Origin of the sequence: Nocardia sp. CC213A (assembly GCF_030766805.1) — a bacterium.
Lineage (GTDB): Bacteria > Actinomycetota > Actinomycetes > Mycobacteriales > Mycobacteriaceae > Nocardia > Nocardia otitidiscaviarum.
The window spans coordinates 112,557-128,099 of record NZ_JASFXA010000022.1; the positions used below are offsets into that span (position 1 = coordinate 112,557).

Genomic DNA, 15,543 nt, shown 5'->3' on the forward strand with positions numbered 1-15,543 from the left:
TCACCTCGGTGCCGGGCGCGCGAGCGAGACGAAGAAGTCGTCCGGCGTGGCCGGGAATCCCATTCGCGTCACCTCGGTCGGCACGGGTTGGTCGGGGAACAGCTGGCGTTCGTTGTAGGCGAACAGTTCCGCGCCGTCGAGCGCTGCGGCGTACAGGGACACGCTGGCGGTCCAGGCCACGTCATACGGATTCGCCGGAGCGAAAAGTGATGCGTTCCTGTGTAAATCGTCACCCGTCGTGACGAAGGGCGGCTGTACGGCGGAGTGCGAGTACGCGGCCCAGGCCTGGCTGCCGTAGTCGGGACCCGGGTCGTCCGCGCCGGTATAGACCGAAAGCCATGCTCCCCAGGAATCGGGTCTCCCGGTGGGGGCGGGCAATCGCGTGAGGCGGTCGACGAGCCGCTTGCCGAGCGCGCTGCCGTCCGGCGGGTCGGCGGTGGTCAGCAGGTGTGGGACCCCCGGGGCGAGTGCCGTGGTCGTCGCCTCGGCGGGGCCGTCGACGGCGACCACCCGGGCATCGTGGGCGTCGGCGATCAGCAACCGGTACGTGATCGCGGCGGCCTCGGTGTCGGCGGCCGCCAGTTCCTCGACGAGATGTACGGCGTGCCGGGCGGATGCGGCGCTGGCGCACAGGATCGGCAGGGTCGCGACGGCCGTGGCTGCCTCGGTGGTGAGCAGTCGGCAGTAGACCCCGCTGCGGCGATTGAACGCGAGCCAGGTGCCGCCGTCGGCGTCGAGGCCGCCGACCACGTCGGACAGGGCGTCACGGTCGGGGATGTGGCCCGTCGGGACGCGCTGGCGGAGTTCGGGATTGTCGTGCCAATGTGGACCGTACGAATAGCGCGCGTGCAGGCCGAGTGCTCGGGCCGCTTCGAAACCGTGTGGCCGATAAACGGATTGATCATGCGACTCGATGGCGAGGAAACGTGCGGCCTTGTCATCGAGAAGAAATACGCAGGTACACATCGGCCATCCACCTCGTCATGCGGTCCGCCCCACTCCCATCGGATGCGAGGGTACCCCGGTCGCGGTCTCGTTCGATTCCCCCGTTCAGGGGGATGTTCTTGTGCCACAAGGAGATTAGGATTTCGCGCATCTATTGCGGCACAGAACTGGATGCTCATGATGACCACAGCGGTGCAAGACCACGGCGGATCGGTCGCGGGGGAGCCGGACGACCCGAGTCCGACCGAGATCGAGTTCCGGCAATGGCGGGCATTGAGTTCCGATGCGGGCGCCGAATTCTATGCGCGGGTCACGGCCGCGGACGCGGTGTTCGCGGTGCCCTCACCGCACGCCACGCTGACGCGGCGCACCGTGCTGGACGCGGTGGCCGCGGCTCCACGGATAGAGACCTATCAGATTCTCGAATTCCATGAGCGCGCGCTGGGACCCGACGCGTTTCTGGTGTTCTACGAGATGTACCAGAAGCGGGTCGGGCTGGACGGCATCTACGCGGCGATCTCGACCGTCTACGTGCGGCGGAACTCCCGCTGGCTGATGCAGTACCACCAGCAGACGCCGCTACAGCGGGGATCCACCGGGAGCGTGCGGCGATGAACGGCGAATTCGATGTCCTCATCCTCGGTTCCGGACTGTCCGGCAGCACGCTGGCGCTGTGCCTGCGCGCGGCCGGACTGCGCACCTGCATGGTCGACGCCAAGACACATCCCCGATTCGCGATCGGCGAATCCACCATCCCGAACACCTCCAAGCTCTACAGCCTGATGAGCGTCAAATACGGTGTGCCGGAACTGGCGGCGCTGTCGTCGTTCGACGATCTGATCGAACGCGTCGGCACCTGCGGCATGAAGGACAATTTCGGCTTCGTCTACCACGACAAGCGCGCCGATTCCGCCAAGGTGCACCAGTTCCCGCTGTCGGAGATCGTGTCGACCGAATCCCACCTGTACCGCGCGGATGTCGACCACTGGCTGGCCTGCCGGGCCCGCGACCGCGGCGTGACGCTGCTGGAGGGTGTCGCGACGCGCACCATCGAGGTGACCGAGCGCGGCGTCCGTTTCGAAGGCGTCGACGGGACGCGGATCTCGGCCGACTACGTGGTCGATGCGACCGGCCGTGGTTCGTACCTGGCCGATGCTTTCGGCCTGCGCACCACCGAGGGGCTGCGCACCAAGTCGAAATCCATCTTCACGCATATGACCGGCGTCATCCCCTTCGACGAGGTGACATCCATCCGCGCCCCACGGCGGTGGCACACCGGGACGCTGCACCATGTCTTCGACGGCGGCTGGATGTGGGTCATTCCCTTCGACAACAGCGACCGGTCCGCGAATCCGCGGTGCAGCGTGGGCATCTGCTGGCGGATCGACAACGGCGACGAATCCCCGGCTCCCGACCCGGCGCGAGCCTTCGCCACCTTTCTCGCCGACCATCCCGATATCGCGCGGCAATTCGAACACGCGCGCCCCGAACGGGAGTGGACGAGCACCGGCAGACTCCAGTACACGGCGACCCGGACGGTCGGCGAGCGCTGGTGCCTGACCTCGAATGCCGCGGGCTTCATCGATCCGCTGTTCTCGCGCGGCATGCAGAACACGGCCGTGGTCGTGGACCGGTTGGCGGAGCGGCTGATCAACCGCTTCGCGGCGGGCTTCGTACCGGAGGTCTTCACCGACATCGACGCGTTGCAGGCCAGCCTGATCGAGGAGAACGACTTCCTGGTGTCGGGCGCGTTCCGCTCGTTCGCCGCCTTCGACCTCTGGAACGCCTGGTTCCGGGTATGGCAGGTCAACCAGGTGACCGGAACCATGCGCACCGAACAGCAGCTGCGCACGGTATCCCATCTGGTCGCGGCGAACGGGGACGGATCATCGGTGCCGCGGCCGGGCTCGGCTCCGGGTTCTCGGGTCGACGGTTTCATCGACGCCTTCTACAGTCGAGCTGACCGGATCATCGAGTCGTATTGGAACTGGGAGATCAGTATGGAGACCGCCGCGCGCGAATTCCGCACCCTGTTCGCCGATGTCGACTTCGTGCCACCGTCTTTCGGGCTGACCGATATGTCGCAGCCCTTCTTCGATATCGATGCCGAGAAGGTGGCGCGGGCCGTCGCCTGGGCGCGCGACGCCCGCCCCGGCATCCGTGAGCTGTATCTCGGTGGGCTACCGGCCGCGGCCGATACGGAACGTTCGGGTGCGGTCGCGCCCTGATGTCCGGCGACAGGTCGCCGCTCGGTGATGGCGCGTCGGGGGTCGTAGCGGGTTTCGTCAACGGGCTCTTGCGGTTCGACCGATCCATGGTGTGGTCCCTGGACGCGGTGGACGGCGAGGCGGCGGGTGCACCCGTGGTCGTCGTGCTCCGCGCCTACCAGTATCTGCTGGGCGGCGTGCGCCCGCCGGACGATGTCCGCGCGGCGCTCGACCGGATCGATCCCGCCGCCACCCGCCCGTGGGAGACGGCGCATCTCGAGGTCGTGCGGCTGTTGCTGAACCGTGCCTACCGAGCGGCCAGCGATCGACTGTTCGCCGTATCGGCCGAATTCCCGGCCGACGAACTGGCGCTCGCCGCCGGGCATCAGGTCGACTTCCTGACCGGGGAGACGCGAACCATGCTGTCCCGCTTGACATCCAGCCCGCTGCTGGTCGAGGGCGCGACCCCCGCCTACCCTTACCTGCTGGCCATGCTCGCCTTCGCCTACGGCGAGAACGACGCCTGTGCCGACGCGGCCGCGGCCGGTGAGCGTGCGCTGGAACTGGCCCCGGTCGACAATCCCTGGGCCGTACACGCTTGCGCGCACGTCTATTTCGAGCGCCGCGACTACGGTGCTGTCGACGCGCTGCTCGGCGCGACGAACAGCCGGTGGAGCGCACAGCGCTGCCTGTTGCGGACTCATCTGACCTGGCATCGCGCCCTCGCCTCGATGGCGGTCGCCGACCGTGACGGGCTGACCGAACTGGTGGCCGAGATCCTCGGCACAGTCGCCGGTCCGTCCTCGGCGATGCAGTTCTGCGACGCCGTATCGCTGCTGTGGCGACTGCGATTGGCGGGCATCGCCGGGCCGGACGATTTCGACGCGCTGGCCGACCGGGCGGTGGAGATACGGGCCGGTTCCAATTCGGCGTTCGTCGATCTGCACGTCCTGCTCGCGATCGTGGGGGCCGACCGCCACGAGTTGGCCCGCCGGATCGCGGCGGAGTTGGGGCAGGACCGCGCCGGGAGCGGGGACGACATGGTGCGACCACGCCGTACGGCGATACGGGTGGCGCAGAGTTTCGTGGAGTACTGCGGGGCGAACCCGGAATCGGCTGTGCGAGGGCTGATATCGGTCCTGCCGGAGGTCGTCGCGCTGGGCGGCAGTATGATTCAGCGCGACCTGGTGCTGGAGCTGCTGGTCAACTGTGCCCACGGCGGTGGCGCTGACCTGCTGATACCGTCCGGGGTCCGGGTCGGGACGCGCCCGCTGGTCACCTGCCGTATCGCCTGAGTTCGTCCGGCTTCCACCCCCCTGTTCGGGGGTATGTCGGTCTATGGTGGGTCGCTTAGACTTCCTCGGTAGCGGGTCGTGATCTTCGATAAGAACAATTCCGACCGCCTGTTGAACGCATCTCCGCGGATAGAGATTCAACAGAAGTTCGTGCCATGACGACGCTGTCGAGGCTTATCCGATCACGCTCGGGGGGGCTCGGAACGAGGGCGTACGCACATGGGAGGACACAGTTTTGGAGCATCCGACGCCGATCGTCCCGGCACCTTTCATCCGCACCGAGCTCGGAGGCTGATATGCAGCTTACTCGTGGATCAGGGCTGGAAACCCGGATATGCCCCAATATCAGCGTCGTCACCGGAGCGCGGTTGTCGTCGCAGACCCGGCGCACCCTGGTCGTCGCATCCGAATTCCCGTTCGTACATGACGATTTCGAGCGCGCGGCGGCCTCGGTCGTCAATCTGACGCTCGCTGGGAGATCGACCTGCGGCGAAGTCGTGGAGCGGGCGGTGCGCTGTCGCCCCGATATCGTCCTGCTCGATGCGTCGGTGGAGGTGCCACGCGACCTGCCCGCCCTCGTCCGTCGACTGCGCGCACTGGATCACCCGCCGCTCATCGCGCTACTGGTGGCACGCGGCGTCCCCCGCTCCGCGACCGAGCATCCGGATGTCCTGCTGGCGGCCGACTTCGGCCCACCCGCGGTACTGCACGCGCTGAAGCTGGTGGCCACCGGCGTCATGGTCGCCGCCGCCCCACCGCACCGCACCCCACTCACCCCCGCCATAGCGGATCCCGATGCGCGTCGACGTCTGGCGACCCTGACCGAACGCGAGCGTGAGATCCTGCTGCTGATTGTCGACGGTCTGTCCAATCGCGAGGTCGGCGCTCGCCTGTTCATCAGCCCGGATACGGTGAAGGACCACGTCAGCCGCATCCTCACCAAACTCGGGGTGGCCAGCCGGATCGAGGCCGCGGTGGTGGCCGTCCGCGCGAATCTGTGCCGTGCGACCGGCCTGGACGCCACCGGGACGCGCGGCCGCGGCCGCGGCGGGCGGGCGGTGCGCGCCCTGCCCAGCCGAGCGTGAGGAACGGCCGTGCCCAGTCTGCTGCAGATAGCCACCCACTTCTTCCTGCAGGTGGCCGTGATCCTGGTGACCTATCGCCTGCTCTGGCACGTGTTCCGGCGGCTCGGACAGGTGCAGGTGGTCGCGATCATGGTCGCCGGATTCGTGCTCGGGCCGTCCGTGCTGGGCTGGCTCTGGCCGTCGGCGCAGCACTGGCTGTTTCCGGCCACCCTGGACGGTAGTTCGATCACCCACCCGAACCTGGTCGCCATCTACGTGGTCGGCCAGCTCGGGCTGGTGCTCTACATGTTCCTGGTGGGAGCGTCGTTCAAACTCGACATCCTCGGCGCACATCTGCGTCAGGCCGGGGCGACATCGGCCGCGGGCGTGGCGGTGCCGCTGCTGCTGGGCGGGCTGGTCGGCTGGTGGCTCGTCGGTCAGGGCGGCTACTTCACCGAGCGGGCCGCCGGGTGGCAGGGTGCGCTGTTCGTGGCCTCCGCCGTCGCGATCACGGCGTTTCCCATGCTGGCGTGGATCGTGCACGACTCCGGACTGCTGCACACCCGGCTGGGCACCATGTCGCTGTCGTGCGCGGCCGTCGACGACGCGTGCGCGTGGGTGCTGCTGGCGACGGTGGTCGCCACCACCAAGGACGAGATGAGCGGCGCGCTGATCACCGCGATCGGGGCGCTGGGCTATCTGCTGTTCATGGTGTACGTGGCGCGGCGCTGGCTGGCGAGACTGAACGCCTGGACCCCACGTGACAGCGCTCCACAGGTGGGCGGACTGCCGATCGCGCAGCTGTCGGTCATCCTGATCGTGGTGCTGCTGGCGGCCTGGTTCACCGACTGGGTCGGCATCTACTCGGTGTTCGGCGCGTTCGTCGCCGGGGCGGTGATGCCGCGCGGCGAACTGCTGGACCGCGTGCGTGAACGGCTGGAACCGCTGGTGTCCTACCTGCTGCTGCCCGGCTTCTTCATCTACTCCGGGCTGAACACCGAACTCGGCCTGATCTTCGCCCCCGAGGTGCTGCTGATGGCCGCCCTGGTCCTGGTGGTGTCGTTCGCCGGGAAGTTCGGGGCCGTCGGGCTGGCCGCGCGGTGGCAGGGCATGGGGTGGCGGGAAGCGGCGGCCATGGGCGCGCTGGCCAACGCGCGCGGGCTGATGGAACTGATCCTGCTCAATATCGGCCTGAGCGCGGGCCTCATCACCGGCGAGCTGTACACGATCCTCGCCCTGATGGCGATCGTCACCACCTTCCTGTCCACCCCGGTCCTGCGCCTGATCGAACGCAATATCCGAAGGGATGGAAGGACTTTCGGCCCGTACGGCGAGGAACCGTTGCCGCCGGCGCTACCAGACGGCCGCGCCGCGGTCGCTCCCACCTGATCCGCCGGTCAGGAACAGCCGTGCCGCGACCGCATAGGTCAGCGCATACCGCTTCAGGTCGCGGACGGCCACCCACTCGTCGGCCATATGCGCGATCCACTTGCCCCCCGGCCCGTACACCACACTCGGAACCCCGCCGTGCGCGGTGAGAATGGTGCCATCGGTGGTGCCCGGTACGCCGCCGAGGCGGGGCCGGACGCCGTTGACGATCTCGTGTCCGGCGATCAGGGCGGTGACCAGCGGGCCGTCCGGATCGGTTGCGACCCAGGGGCGATCGTCGATCACGGTGACGGCCGATCCGATCCCACACCCCCGCGCCGCCGTGTCGACGCATCGGTCGACGCGTTTCAACAGCACCTCGTGATCGACGCCGGGCACCGTGCGGATATCGAGGAACAGCGAACTGGCGCCGGGAATCGTGTTGATCTGGTCGGCGGTCCCCGCCCGCGCCACCGTGGGCGTGATGGACGGAGCGCCCAGCGGCGGCCGGCTGCCCACCTCCCGCACCAGGCGGCATTCGAGATCCTGTAGCCCGAGCACCGCGCGGGCCAGCGCGGGCAGGGTATTCCGTCCCTGCCACGGCATCGCCCCGTGGCTCATCACCCCGGTGAAATCCACCCTGAGCCGCATCGCGCCCTTCGACACCGGACACACCTCGTCCCCCTCGGGCTCACCGCAGATCACTCCGTCGACGTCGCGAACGAAACCCTGCGCCACAGCGGCTTTCGCGCCCGTCATCATCCCCTCCTCGTCGGCGAGCAGCAGCAGGCGCACCCGGCCGGGAAAGGGCCCGGACAGTTGCAGCGCCCGCACCGCGTACAGCATCGCCGCGACACCGGATTTCATATCCGCGGCACCCCGCCCGTACAGCCTCCCGTCCCGGATCTCGCCGCCGAAGGGATCGACGCTCCACTGCCCGACATCCCCCTCCGCCACCACATCCATATGTCCTTCGAAGGCCAGCATCGGCCCCGCCCCACCGCCCCCGTCCACCGTCGCCACGATATTCGGACGCCCCTCCGCTTCGAAAAGCGCGGCACTCCAGTCCCATTCCCGCATCCTGGCGAGCAGCAGATCAGCCACCGCCCGTTCCCCCCGGCCTTCCTCGAACGGTGTGTGCGTCCGTACCAGACGTCGTGTGAACTCGATGAGTTCCCGCTCGTCGATGGCGGCTGCCAGCGCGTCGATCTCCACGATTTCCCCCTCGCAGGGTCGGCGTCCGTTCGCGCCGGACGGTCCGGGCCGTGCCGCGCGCCGAACAGGACTGTGGGGCAGGGTTTTACGAATCCTCGCCGATGCCCCGGGGTGCCCGGCATCCCCCGATCGGGTGGGCCGCGGCCGATCGGCGTGCGGCTCTCAGCACCAGTAGGTCGGCAGGACCAGCCCGGGTGCCTGGAGGCCCGCGGCGAGCGCCCGAATATCACTGGCGCGGCGGGCGTCGTCGTCCGATACTCCGGTGGTCGGCTGCCCGGTGGTCGGATCGACCGCGGGCGCGGCGGCGGCCCGCGATCGACGACCGACCAGGCGTTTCAGGCGCATCGGGTCGAATCCCGCCGATCGCCGTGCCCGCGGCCCGGCCGCCGATAGTCGCTCCACGCCCACACCAGGGTGCGGCGGGCCATGACGGACAAGGCGTGGCGGCGGTAACGTGCGCTGCCGCGCACATCGTCGATGGGTGCCGCTGCCGCCGCGACCAATTCGCCGAACCTGGCGACCGTCGCGGGCTCGAGTTCGGCTCGGGATTCCCAGTGGCCGCCGGCGTGCAGTTCGGTCTCGAGGAACCGCTCGGCCGCGGTCGCCGACCGGGGAGTCGGTGCGGCCGAGCCGAATCCGGTGCCGATCCGCCCGCGCTCGGGATGCAGGGCCAAGGCGAAGGCCGTCACCGCGATGACCATGGCATTGCGGGTGCCGATCTTGGAGAACTGCTGTGGTCCGGCGGCGGGGGAAACTCGGACGGCGGCGATGAGTTCATCGGGGGCCAGGGCATTGCGCTTGACGCCCGTGTAGAAGTCGGCGATCGGGATGTCGCGGCTGCCTCTGACCGACTGCGCCACCACCACGGCGTCATTGGCGAGCAGCGGCGGATGGGCGTCCCCGGCGGGGGAGGCCGCGCCCAGATTGCCGCCCACCGTCCCTCGATTGCGGATCTGCGGAGATCCGACGGTGCGGGCGGCCATGGCCAGACCGGGCAGCTTATCGGCCAGTTCGGCGATGATCCTGCTGTAGGTCACCCCCGCGCCGAGGTGTATCCGGTCGTCCGTCGCCGACCAGTCGGTCAGCTCGGGGATCCGGGTCAGATCCAGCAGGACGGTGGGCCGGGCGAGGTCGAAGTTGAGCTCGACCATCACATCGGTACCGCCGCTGATCGGTACGGCGTCGGGGTGGGCGGCCTTCGCGGCCAGTGCGTCGGCCCAACTGGCCGGGCGCAAGAACTCCATATCGGGAAACTCCTGGTGGTGGATGGAGACTCGTCGCTACCGGACGAGGCAGGACCGCACGCCGCGGGTGAGCTCGGCCCGGTCCAGATCGCGGCCGATGAAGACGACCTTGCCCCTGCGGTCCTCGCCCCGCCACGGCGTCGACGGCCGGATGTCGAAGAGGCGATGCACGCCCTGGAGGACGAACCGGCGCGGATCGTCGCCCACCGCGAACAGGCCCTTCATCCGGTACACGTCATCGCCGCGCTCCACGAGGTGGGCGCGCAGCCAGCTGTCGAATTCCCGGTGGTCGAGATGGCCGTCGATCTCGACCCCCACCGAGGTGAGATGCGGATCGTGCTGGTGGTCGCTCTCGTCGAGCCAGTGCGGATCTCCGGATACGGTGCGCGCCACATCGAATGCGCCGATGCCCAGCACATCGGCGACATCCACCGCGGCGTACTGGGAGGTAATGATCTCGGCCGTCGCATTGATCCCGCGCACGGTCTCCCGCACCTCCCGGACCACCTCGGGTGCGACCAGATCGACCTTGTTGATCACGATGCGGTCGGCGAAGGCGATCTGGTCGACCACATGGGAGCCAACACCCGCGGAGCCGCCCTCGGCGAGATGGGCGCGTACATGTTTGGCGTCCACCAGGGTGAGGATGGCGTCGAGGGTGAAGTGCTGCTCGATCTCGTCGTCGACGAAGAAGGTCTGCGCCACGGGATTCGGGTCGGCCAGTCCGCTGGTTTCGATCAGGATTCGGTCGAACCGGTCACTGCGGGCCAGCAGGGAGCGCAGGATGTCGATCAGGTCGGTGCGGGCGGTGCAGCACAGGCAGCAGCCGTTGCTCATCTCGATGATCTTCTCGTCGGCGTTCAGGACGAGGTCGTTGTCGATGGGGATCTCGCCGAATTCGTTCTCGATGACCGCGATTCGGTAGCCGTGCTGGGCCGTCAGAATGTGGTTGACCAGCGTGGTCTTTCCGGATCCGAGAAATCCGGTCAGTACCGTCACCGGGATCTTGCCGCCGTCATGCATGTCGTCCTCCTGTTGTCGCGTTGGGGGTGAGGATCTTTCGTGCCCTGGTGCGGGCCGTCTCGGAGATCTCGATCCGGGTGCCCTCGAAGCCCGGCCCGCGGGTCGCGTCGAGACCCATCCGGGAGGTGGTGCCGTCGTCGGTCGAGGACGGATCCAGCGGTGAGCCGGGCAGTCCGGCGACGGTCAGCAGATCGCGATGCGGCTGGAAGTGGGTGGCCAGCGCCCACAGCACCGCGGCGTCGTCGGTGATATCGATATCGCTGTCGATCGCGATCACCGTCTTGACGTAGGGGTCCCAGCCGAGCAGTCCCAGCATGACCTGGCGCGCCTGTCCGGGCCTGCGCTGTCGCAGCGCCACATAGCAGTGGAAGTGCGTTCCGGAGGTCGGATAGTGCACGGCGGTCACGTCGGGGAAGCGGGCCTTCAGCTTCTCCACCATTTCCGACTCACGCGGTATCCGAGCCAGATTGAGGTGTTCGGCGGTATTACCGCCCTCGACGTCGAAGAGGATCGGTTCGCGCCGTCGCATGATCGCGGTCACGGTCATCAGATTGTTGGTGGACCGATTCGAGGAGTAGCCGGAGAATTCGCCGAAGGGGCCTTCCTCCGCGTACGCCGACGGGTCGATCGTGCCCTCCAGCACATAGTCCGACCAGGCCGGGACCCCGATGCCGTACTCGGGTGTCGGCACCACCTCGAGCGGTTCGCCGAACAATCCACCCGCGATCGCCCGCTCGTCCACGTCGTAGCCGACCCGGGCGGAGGCGGCGAGCATGAACAGCGGATGGCCGCCGATCACCATGGCGACGGGCATCGGCCGTCCGAGTTCGGCGTACGTGCGCAGCATGCGCCAGAGGTCGCCGCGCGAATGCAGACTGGTCGCCAATGCGGTGGGGGAGTGCACCATCGAGCGGTGGTAGCTGAGGTTTCCGACACCGGTGCGCGGATCCTCGGCCACGATGATGCCGCTGGTGATGTAGGGACCCCGGTCCGAAGCGAAGTGCCGCAGCATCGGCACGGTCGCCAGATCGACATCGCTACGGGTCCGCACCGACTCGAGGATCGGTCCGGAGTCCACCTCGCGCGGGGGCAGCTGGCGGGCCGCCCCGGCGGCGAAGGCTTCGTGCAGCCGCTGCGGTTCGGTGCCAAGGATGCGAGCGATCCGGCGGCGGGAGGCGAACATATTGCTCACCACCGGCACCGCGAGGCCGTCGACCTTGCGGCACAACACCATATCCGCGCGGCCGCGGGCGGCGAGTTCGTAGATCAACCCGGTCACGCCCTGATCCGCCGGGACGACGTCGTCGACCGTCAACACATCCTCGGGGTGCGCCGCGCGGTACCGCTCGAGGAAGGCGTGCGGATCCTGTCGGTGCTCGGCGTTCATCGGACCGCGCCTGCCGCGTGGCGGGCGGCCGCCGCACCCGACCATCGGGGAAACAGCTCGTGCCGAATGCCGAATTGGTCGAGTACTTTTCCGCTCAGATGTGCGAGCACGTCCTGAACCGACGTCGGCCGCTGATAGAACGCCGGAACGGGCGGCAGCACGGTGGCACCGGCCTCGGTCACCGCGGCCATATTGCGCAGATGCACCAGGCTCAGCGGAGTCTCCCGGGTGACCAGCACCAGGCGGCGGCGTTCCTTGAGACAGACATCGGCGGCCCGGGTGAGCAGATCGTCGGAGTAGCCGTGCGCGACCGCGGCCAGGGTCTTCATCGAGCACGGCACCACCACCATGCCCAGGGTGAGAAACGACCCCGAGGCGATGGTCGCCGCGATATCGCCGCGCTGGTGATGCACATCCGCGAGCGCGGCGACATCCTCGGGACGCAGCCCGGACTCCAGCTCGATGGTGCGATGCGCCGCCCGTGAGACCACCAGGTGGGTTTCCACGGTATCGAGGCGGCGCAGCGCGGTGAGCAGATGGATGGCGAGATGCGGGGCACTGGCACCGGTGATGCCGACGATCAGTCGCGGCTTCGCCACCGCGCCGTTGTGGTATTCGGAGGTGGTCACGATTCCTCCACTCGGGTGACACGATCGGGCTCGGCGTCGCCCGATGCGCGGGCCGGGGCGGGTTGTTCGCGCCGCACGCCGTTGAGCAGGAGATTCAGCAGGAAGGCCGCGATGCCGCCCGCGGCGATGCCGCTCGACAGCACGGTCTGCAGCGGACCGGGCAGCTGGGTGTAGAAGTCGGGAGCGCCCACGGGCATGAGTCCGAAGCCGAAGGCGATGGCGACGATCATGTGGTTGCGCGGCTGGCTGAAATCCGCCTCCAGCATGAACTTGATGCCGATAGCGCCCAGCGTGCCGAACATGACCACGCCGATGCCGCCCAGCACCGGTCCCGGCAGTGAGGCGACGACCGCGCCGATCTTGGGAATGAGGCCGATGATCACCAGAATCGCGCCCGCCGTGGCCACCACGTAGCGGCTCTTCACCCGGGTGATGCTGACCAGGCCGACATTGCCGCCGAAGGTGACGAAGGTGAAGGAGCTGAAGACGCCCGCGAGCGCCGTTCCGACACCGTCGGCACGCAGTGCGCGGGCGATATCGCGCGGGCCGAGCGTGCGGTCGACGATCTGGCCGGTGGCCAGGGTGTCACCGGTCGACTCCACCATATTGACGATCTGCACCACCAGCATGGGCAGGATGGCCGCGAGCACGAAGGTGGGTGCGCCGAAGGCGAACGGCTCGACCATGCCGAACAGTGGTGCGTCGCGGGTGGCGGAGAAGTCGGTGAGGCCGAGCGGCCAGGCCGCCAGGGTTCCGACGATCAGCGCGATCAGAATGGCGAACCGGCCGACAGCCGGGCGCATGACACGTTCGAGGACGACCACCAGCGCGATGGTGCCGAGCGCGAGCAGCAGGCGTTTCGGCGCACCGTGGTCGGCCGCGGACTCCGGGCCGCTGATCAGCGTCGCCGTTTTCGGCAGCAGCGAGAAACCGATGATCGCGATGGTCGTGCCGGTCACGATGGGCGGGAAGTAGCGGGACAGCTGCGCGAACCATGGCGCGATCACCCAGGTCAGCAGGCCGACCAGGATGGTCGCGCCGAAGACCGCCGGTAGGCCGGAATCGCTGCCCACGATGATGGCCGGGGTGATGCCGGTGAAGGTGGAGCCCATCACGATCGGCAGGCGCACACCGATATTGAAGATGCCGAGGGTCTGGATCAGGGTCGCGACACCGCTGATGAGGACGTTCGCGGTGACCAGGGTGGTGACCTGTGCCGGGGACAGGCCGACGCCCAATCCGATGACCAGCGGCACGGTGACCATGCCGGAGTAGGCGACGATGACGTGCTGCAGGCCGAGCGGAATCATCAGCCGCAGCGGGGGAACGGTGTCGACGGGGTGGCGGGGTTTCGATAACCGGGTTCGGTTTCGGGTGAAGATATTCATGGCAACTTCCTCGGCGTGCACAGGGCAGCCATTCCGGCGCGGGCGACGAGCTGTTCGGCCCGCGATTGAGCCGCTGTGACAGCGGCGTCCTCATCGATCAGCAGGCACCGTCCGTGCTGGTAGACGATTCGCCCGTCGACGATGGTGGTTTCGACGTCCGAACCGCGGGCGGAGTAGACCAGGGCGCTCACGGCGCGGTGCAGCGGTCGCAGATGCGGTCGGTCGACGTTCACGACGATGATGTCGGCGAGGCGTCCGGGCTCGAGTACTCCCGCGTCGATGCCCGCGAATTCGGCGCCCTGCCGGGTGGCCAGCGCGAGCGCTTCCTCGGCGCTCCAGACCGTCGGGTCCAGGGTCGACAGCCGTTGTGCGAAGACCGAGAGTTTCATCGCTTCGAACAGGTCCTGTCGATGCCCGCAACTCGGTCCGTCACTGCCGACCGCTACGGTGACGCCGCTGTCCCGCAGCTCGCGCAAACGGACGGTGCCCGAGGCGAGGTAGGCGTTGGACGACGGGTTGTGGGCGATCTTCGCACCCGCCTGGGCGATCTGGTCCAGCTCGTCGTCGTCGAGCCAGATGGCATGGGCGAGGGTGGCGCGTTCGTCCAACAGCCCGGCCTTGGCCAGCCACTGCACCGGCCGCACACCGTAGGCGTCGACGTAGCCGAGCGGATCCTTGCTGCTCTCACAACAGTGGGTATGCCAGCGGGTGTCGAATTCCCTTGCCAGCTCTACACATCCGCGTACCAGGTCCTGGTCGACGTAGGTGAGATTGAGGGGTGCGGGCCAGATCTCGACCTTCGATCCGCGCGGGCGGTGCCGCATCGCCTCCCGCATGATCGACAGCTCGTCGGCGGCGCTGTATCGGAACAGTTCGGCCGGCTGGCCGCGCCGCGCCGCGACGGCCGTGCGCTCGCCGATCACCCCGCGGGCGACCGCGCCCCGGAGCCCGGACTCCTCGATCACCTCCGCGACCGCCAGCGTGGTTTCGAGATCGCTTGGGGCGTAATGGTTGTCGATGACGGTGGTGGTGCCGGCGCGGAGCGCTTCGACGGCTCCGAGCCGGGCGGCGGCGACGGCGTCGGCCGGGGTCATCGCGATGGAGTAGGGCCACATGAACTCGCACAGCCACGGCACGATCGACATGCCTTCACCGAGTCCGCGGGCCAGCGCCTGGTAGAGGTGATTGTGGCCGTCGATCAGGCCGGGGAGTACCACCTTGCTGCGGCAATCGAGCACCGTGTCCGAATGCCATTGGGCCAGTTCGGCTTCCGGTCCCACCGCGACGATGCGTGAGCCGATGACGGCCACGCTCCCCGGGTCGTACACGGTGCCGACGTCGTCGACCGTGACGACGATCCCGCCGGTGAGTAGTAGGTCGCAATGCGCAGGGGCTGTCGGTGTCATTGCCGCCCGAGCCTTTCCCAGGCGGCCGAGCCGCCTCGATCCGTAGGCGATGGGGAGATCAACTCCCCAGCCAGGACGCCAGTCCTGGAGTTCGCCGAACGGTTTAACCCAAGTCGGGAGGTCACCGGCGTCGCGGCCGATTCCAGCGGAACCTGGCAGCTCATACATGTAAACCGCAGCGGAATGCGTTTGTCAATGCCCGAAATTTGGCGCTCTGGATGGAATATCTGCTCCCACAGTGGCTTTGAACTGCGGAGATGTATCCAACACAGCTGAAAGAATTACATGCAATCCGTTGACACGCCTGCCGTGCGTGTGTTGAACTCGGTGCCATCGAGCCGGCGGTCGGGCCGGCCCGCCACCGGGTGACTC

At 68.1% G+C, this 15,543-nt stretch carries 14 protein-coding genes; 5 read left to right on the forward strand and 9 right to left on the reverse strand.

Annotation, left to right across the window (positions count from 1 at the left end; all coding sequences use genetic code 11):
• Positions 1–966 (reverse strand): hypothetical protein, encoded by a 966-nt coding sequence (locus QJS31_RS31260; protein ID WP_306358393.1) that lies wholly within the window; start codon positions 964–966, stop codon positions 1–3.
• A 156-nt stretch (positions 967–1,122) separates the two neighbouring features.
• On the opposite strand from QJS31_RS31260, the gene QJS31_RS31265 reads away from it, so the two are divergent.
• The 5 genes from QJS31_RS31265 (at position 1,123) to QJS31_RS31285 (ending at position 6,900) form a co-directional block, all read left to right on the forward strand.
• Positions 1,123–1,560 (forward strand): DUF4440 domain-containing protein, encoded by a 438-nt coding sequence (locus tag QJS31_RS31265; RefSeq protein ID WP_306358394.1) that lies wholly within the window; start codon positions 1,123–1,125, stop codon positions 1,558–1,560.
• Positions 1,557–3,173, forward strand: a complete 1,617-nt coding sequence (locus QJS31_RS31270; RefSeq protein ID WP_306358395.1) for an NAD(P)/FAD-dependent oxidoreductase — start codon at positions 1,557–1,559, stop codon at positions 3,171–3,173. Before QJS31_RS31265 ends, QJS31_RS31270 begins: the two co-directional genes overlap by 4 nt.
• Positions 3,173–4,447: a hypothetical protein gene (locus tag QJS31_RS31275; protein ID WP_282785700.1), complete on the forward strand. Its 1,275-nt coding sequence runs from the start codon at positions 3,173–3,175 to the stop codon at positions 4,445–4,447. Before QJS31_RS31270 ends, QJS31_RS31275 begins: the two co-directional genes overlap by 1 nt.
• A 296-nt stretch (positions 4,448–4,743) precedes the next feature.
• Complete coding sequence (locus tag QJS31_RS31280) at positions 4,744–5,532, forward strand: response regulator transcription factor (RefSeq protein ID WP_306358396.1); 789 nt, start codon at positions 4,744–4,746, stop codon at positions 5,530–5,532.
• Positions 5,533–5,541: 9 nt separating this feature from the next.
• The gene (locus tag QJS31_RS31285) at positions 5,542–6,900 is read left to right on the forward strand and encodes a cation:proton antiporter (RefSeq protein WP_306358397.1); all 1,359 of its coding nucleotides are present in this window, start codon (positions 5,542–5,544) and stop codon (positions 6,898–6,900) included.
• Here the strand turns inward: QJS31_RS31285 and QJS31_RS31290 are convergent.
• From QJS31_RS31290 to QJS31_RS31325, 8 genes are all read right to left on the reverse strand, one after another.
• Positions 6,865–8,094, reverse strand: coding sequence for a M20 family metallopeptidase (locus QJS31_RS31290; protein WP_306358398.1), 1,230 nt, complete (start codon positions 8,092–8,094; stop codon positions 6,865–6,867). The genes QJS31_RS31285 and QJS31_RS31290 overlap by 36 nt on opposite strands.
• 162 nt (positions 8,095–8,256) lie before the next feature.
• Positions 8,257–8,439 carry a hypothetical protein gene (locus QJS31_RS31295; RefSeq protein ID WP_306358399.1) on the reverse strand — a complete coding sequence of 61 codons (183 nt, stop codon included), beginning with the start codon at positions 8,437–8,439 and terminating at the stop codon, positions 8,257–8,259.
• A complete protein-coding gene (locus tag QJS31_RS31300) occupies positions 8,430–9,338 on the reverse strand; it encodes a xanthine dehydrogenase family protein subunit M (protein ID WP_306358400.1) in 909 nt (302 codons plus the stop codon). Before QJS31_RS31300 ends, QJS31_RS31295 begins: the two co-directional genes overlap by 10 nt.
• 36 nt (positions 9,339–9,374) lie before the next feature.
• A complete protein-coding gene (locus QJS31_RS31305) occupies positions 9,375–10,361 on the reverse strand; it encodes a GTP-binding protein (RefSeq protein WP_306358401.1) in 987 nt (328 codons plus the stop codon).
• Positions 10,354–11,748 (reverse strand): UbiD family decarboxylase, encoded by a 1,395-nt coding sequence (locus QJS31_RS31310; protein WP_306358402.1) that lies wholly within the window; start codon positions 11,746–11,748, stop codon positions 10,354–10,356. The genes QJS31_RS31305 and QJS31_RS31310 overlap by 8 nt, the downstream gene beginning before the upstream one ends.
• Entirely contained in the window at positions 11,745–12,377 is a 633-nt protein-coding gene (locus QJS31_RS31315) for a UbiX family flavin prenyltransferase (RefSeq protein ID WP_306358403.1), read from the reverse strand. The genes QJS31_RS31310 and QJS31_RS31315 overlap by 4 nt, the downstream gene beginning before the upstream one ends.
• Positions 12,374–13,765, reverse strand: coding sequence for a nucleobase:cation symporter-2 family protein (locus QJS31_RS31320; RefSeq protein ID WP_306358404.1), 1,392 nt, complete (start codon positions 13,763–13,765; stop codon positions 12,374–12,376). Before QJS31_RS31320 ends, QJS31_RS31315 begins: the two co-directional genes overlap by 4 nt.
• On the reverse strand, positions 13,762–15,171 hold the full coding sequence (locus QJS31_RS31325) for an amidohydrolase (RefSeq protein WP_306358405.1): 1,410 nt from the start codon (positions 15,169–15,171) through the stop codon (positions 13,762–13,764). Before QJS31_RS31325 ends, QJS31_RS31320 begins: the two co-directional genes overlap by 4 nt.
• Positions 15,172–15,543 lie beyond the last annotated feature (372 nt).

Excerpts from the sequence above, each read along its gene's own strand:
- QJS31_RS31310 (WP_306358402.1), bottom strand. The coding sequence starts at position 11,748 with ATGAACGCCGAGCACCGACAGGATCCGCACGCCTTCCTCGAGCGGTAC.
- QJS31_RS31320 (WP_306358404.1), bottom strand. The coding sequence starts at position 13,765 with ATGAATATCTTCACCCGAAACCGAACCCGGTTATCGAAACCCCGCCAC.
- QJS31_RS31270 (WP_306358395.1), top strand. The coding sequence starts at position 1,557 with ATGAACGGCGAATTCGATGTCCTCATCCTCGGTTCCGGACTGTCCGGC.
- QJS31_RS31300 (WP_306358400.1), bottom strand. The coding sequence starts at position 9,338 with ATGGAGTTCTTGCGCCCGGCCAGTTGGGCCGACGCACTGGCCGCGAAG.
- QJS31_RS31260 (WP_306358393.1), bottom strand. The coding sequence starts at position 966 with ATGTGTACCTGCGTATTTCTTCTCGATGACAAGGCCGCACGTTTCCTC.
- QJS31_RS31280 (WP_306358396.1), top strand. The coding sequence starts at position 4,744 with ATGCAGCTTACTCGTGGATCAGGGCTGGAAACCCGGATATGCCCCAAT.
- QJS31_RS31275 (WP_282785700.1), top strand. The coding sequence starts at position 3,173 with ATGTCCGGCGACAGGTCGCCGCTCGGTGATGGCGCGTCGGGGGTCGTA.
- QJS31_RS31265 (WP_306358394.1), top strand. The coding sequence starts at position 1,123 with ATGATGACCACAGCGGTGCAAGACCACGGCGGATCGGTCGCGGGGGAG.
- QJS31_RS31325 (WP_306358405.1), bottom strand. The coding sequence starts at position 15,171 with ATGACACCGACAGCCCCTGCGCATTGCGACCTACTACTCACCGGCGGG.
- QJS31_RS31305 (WP_306358401.1), bottom strand. The coding sequence starts at position 10,361 with ATGCATGACGGCGGCAAGATCCCGGTGACGGTACTGACCGGATTTCTC.
- QJS31_RS31295 (WP_306358399.1), bottom strand. The coding sequence starts at position 8,439 with ATGCGCCTGAAACGCCTGGTCGGTCGTCGATCGCGGGCCGCCGCCGCG.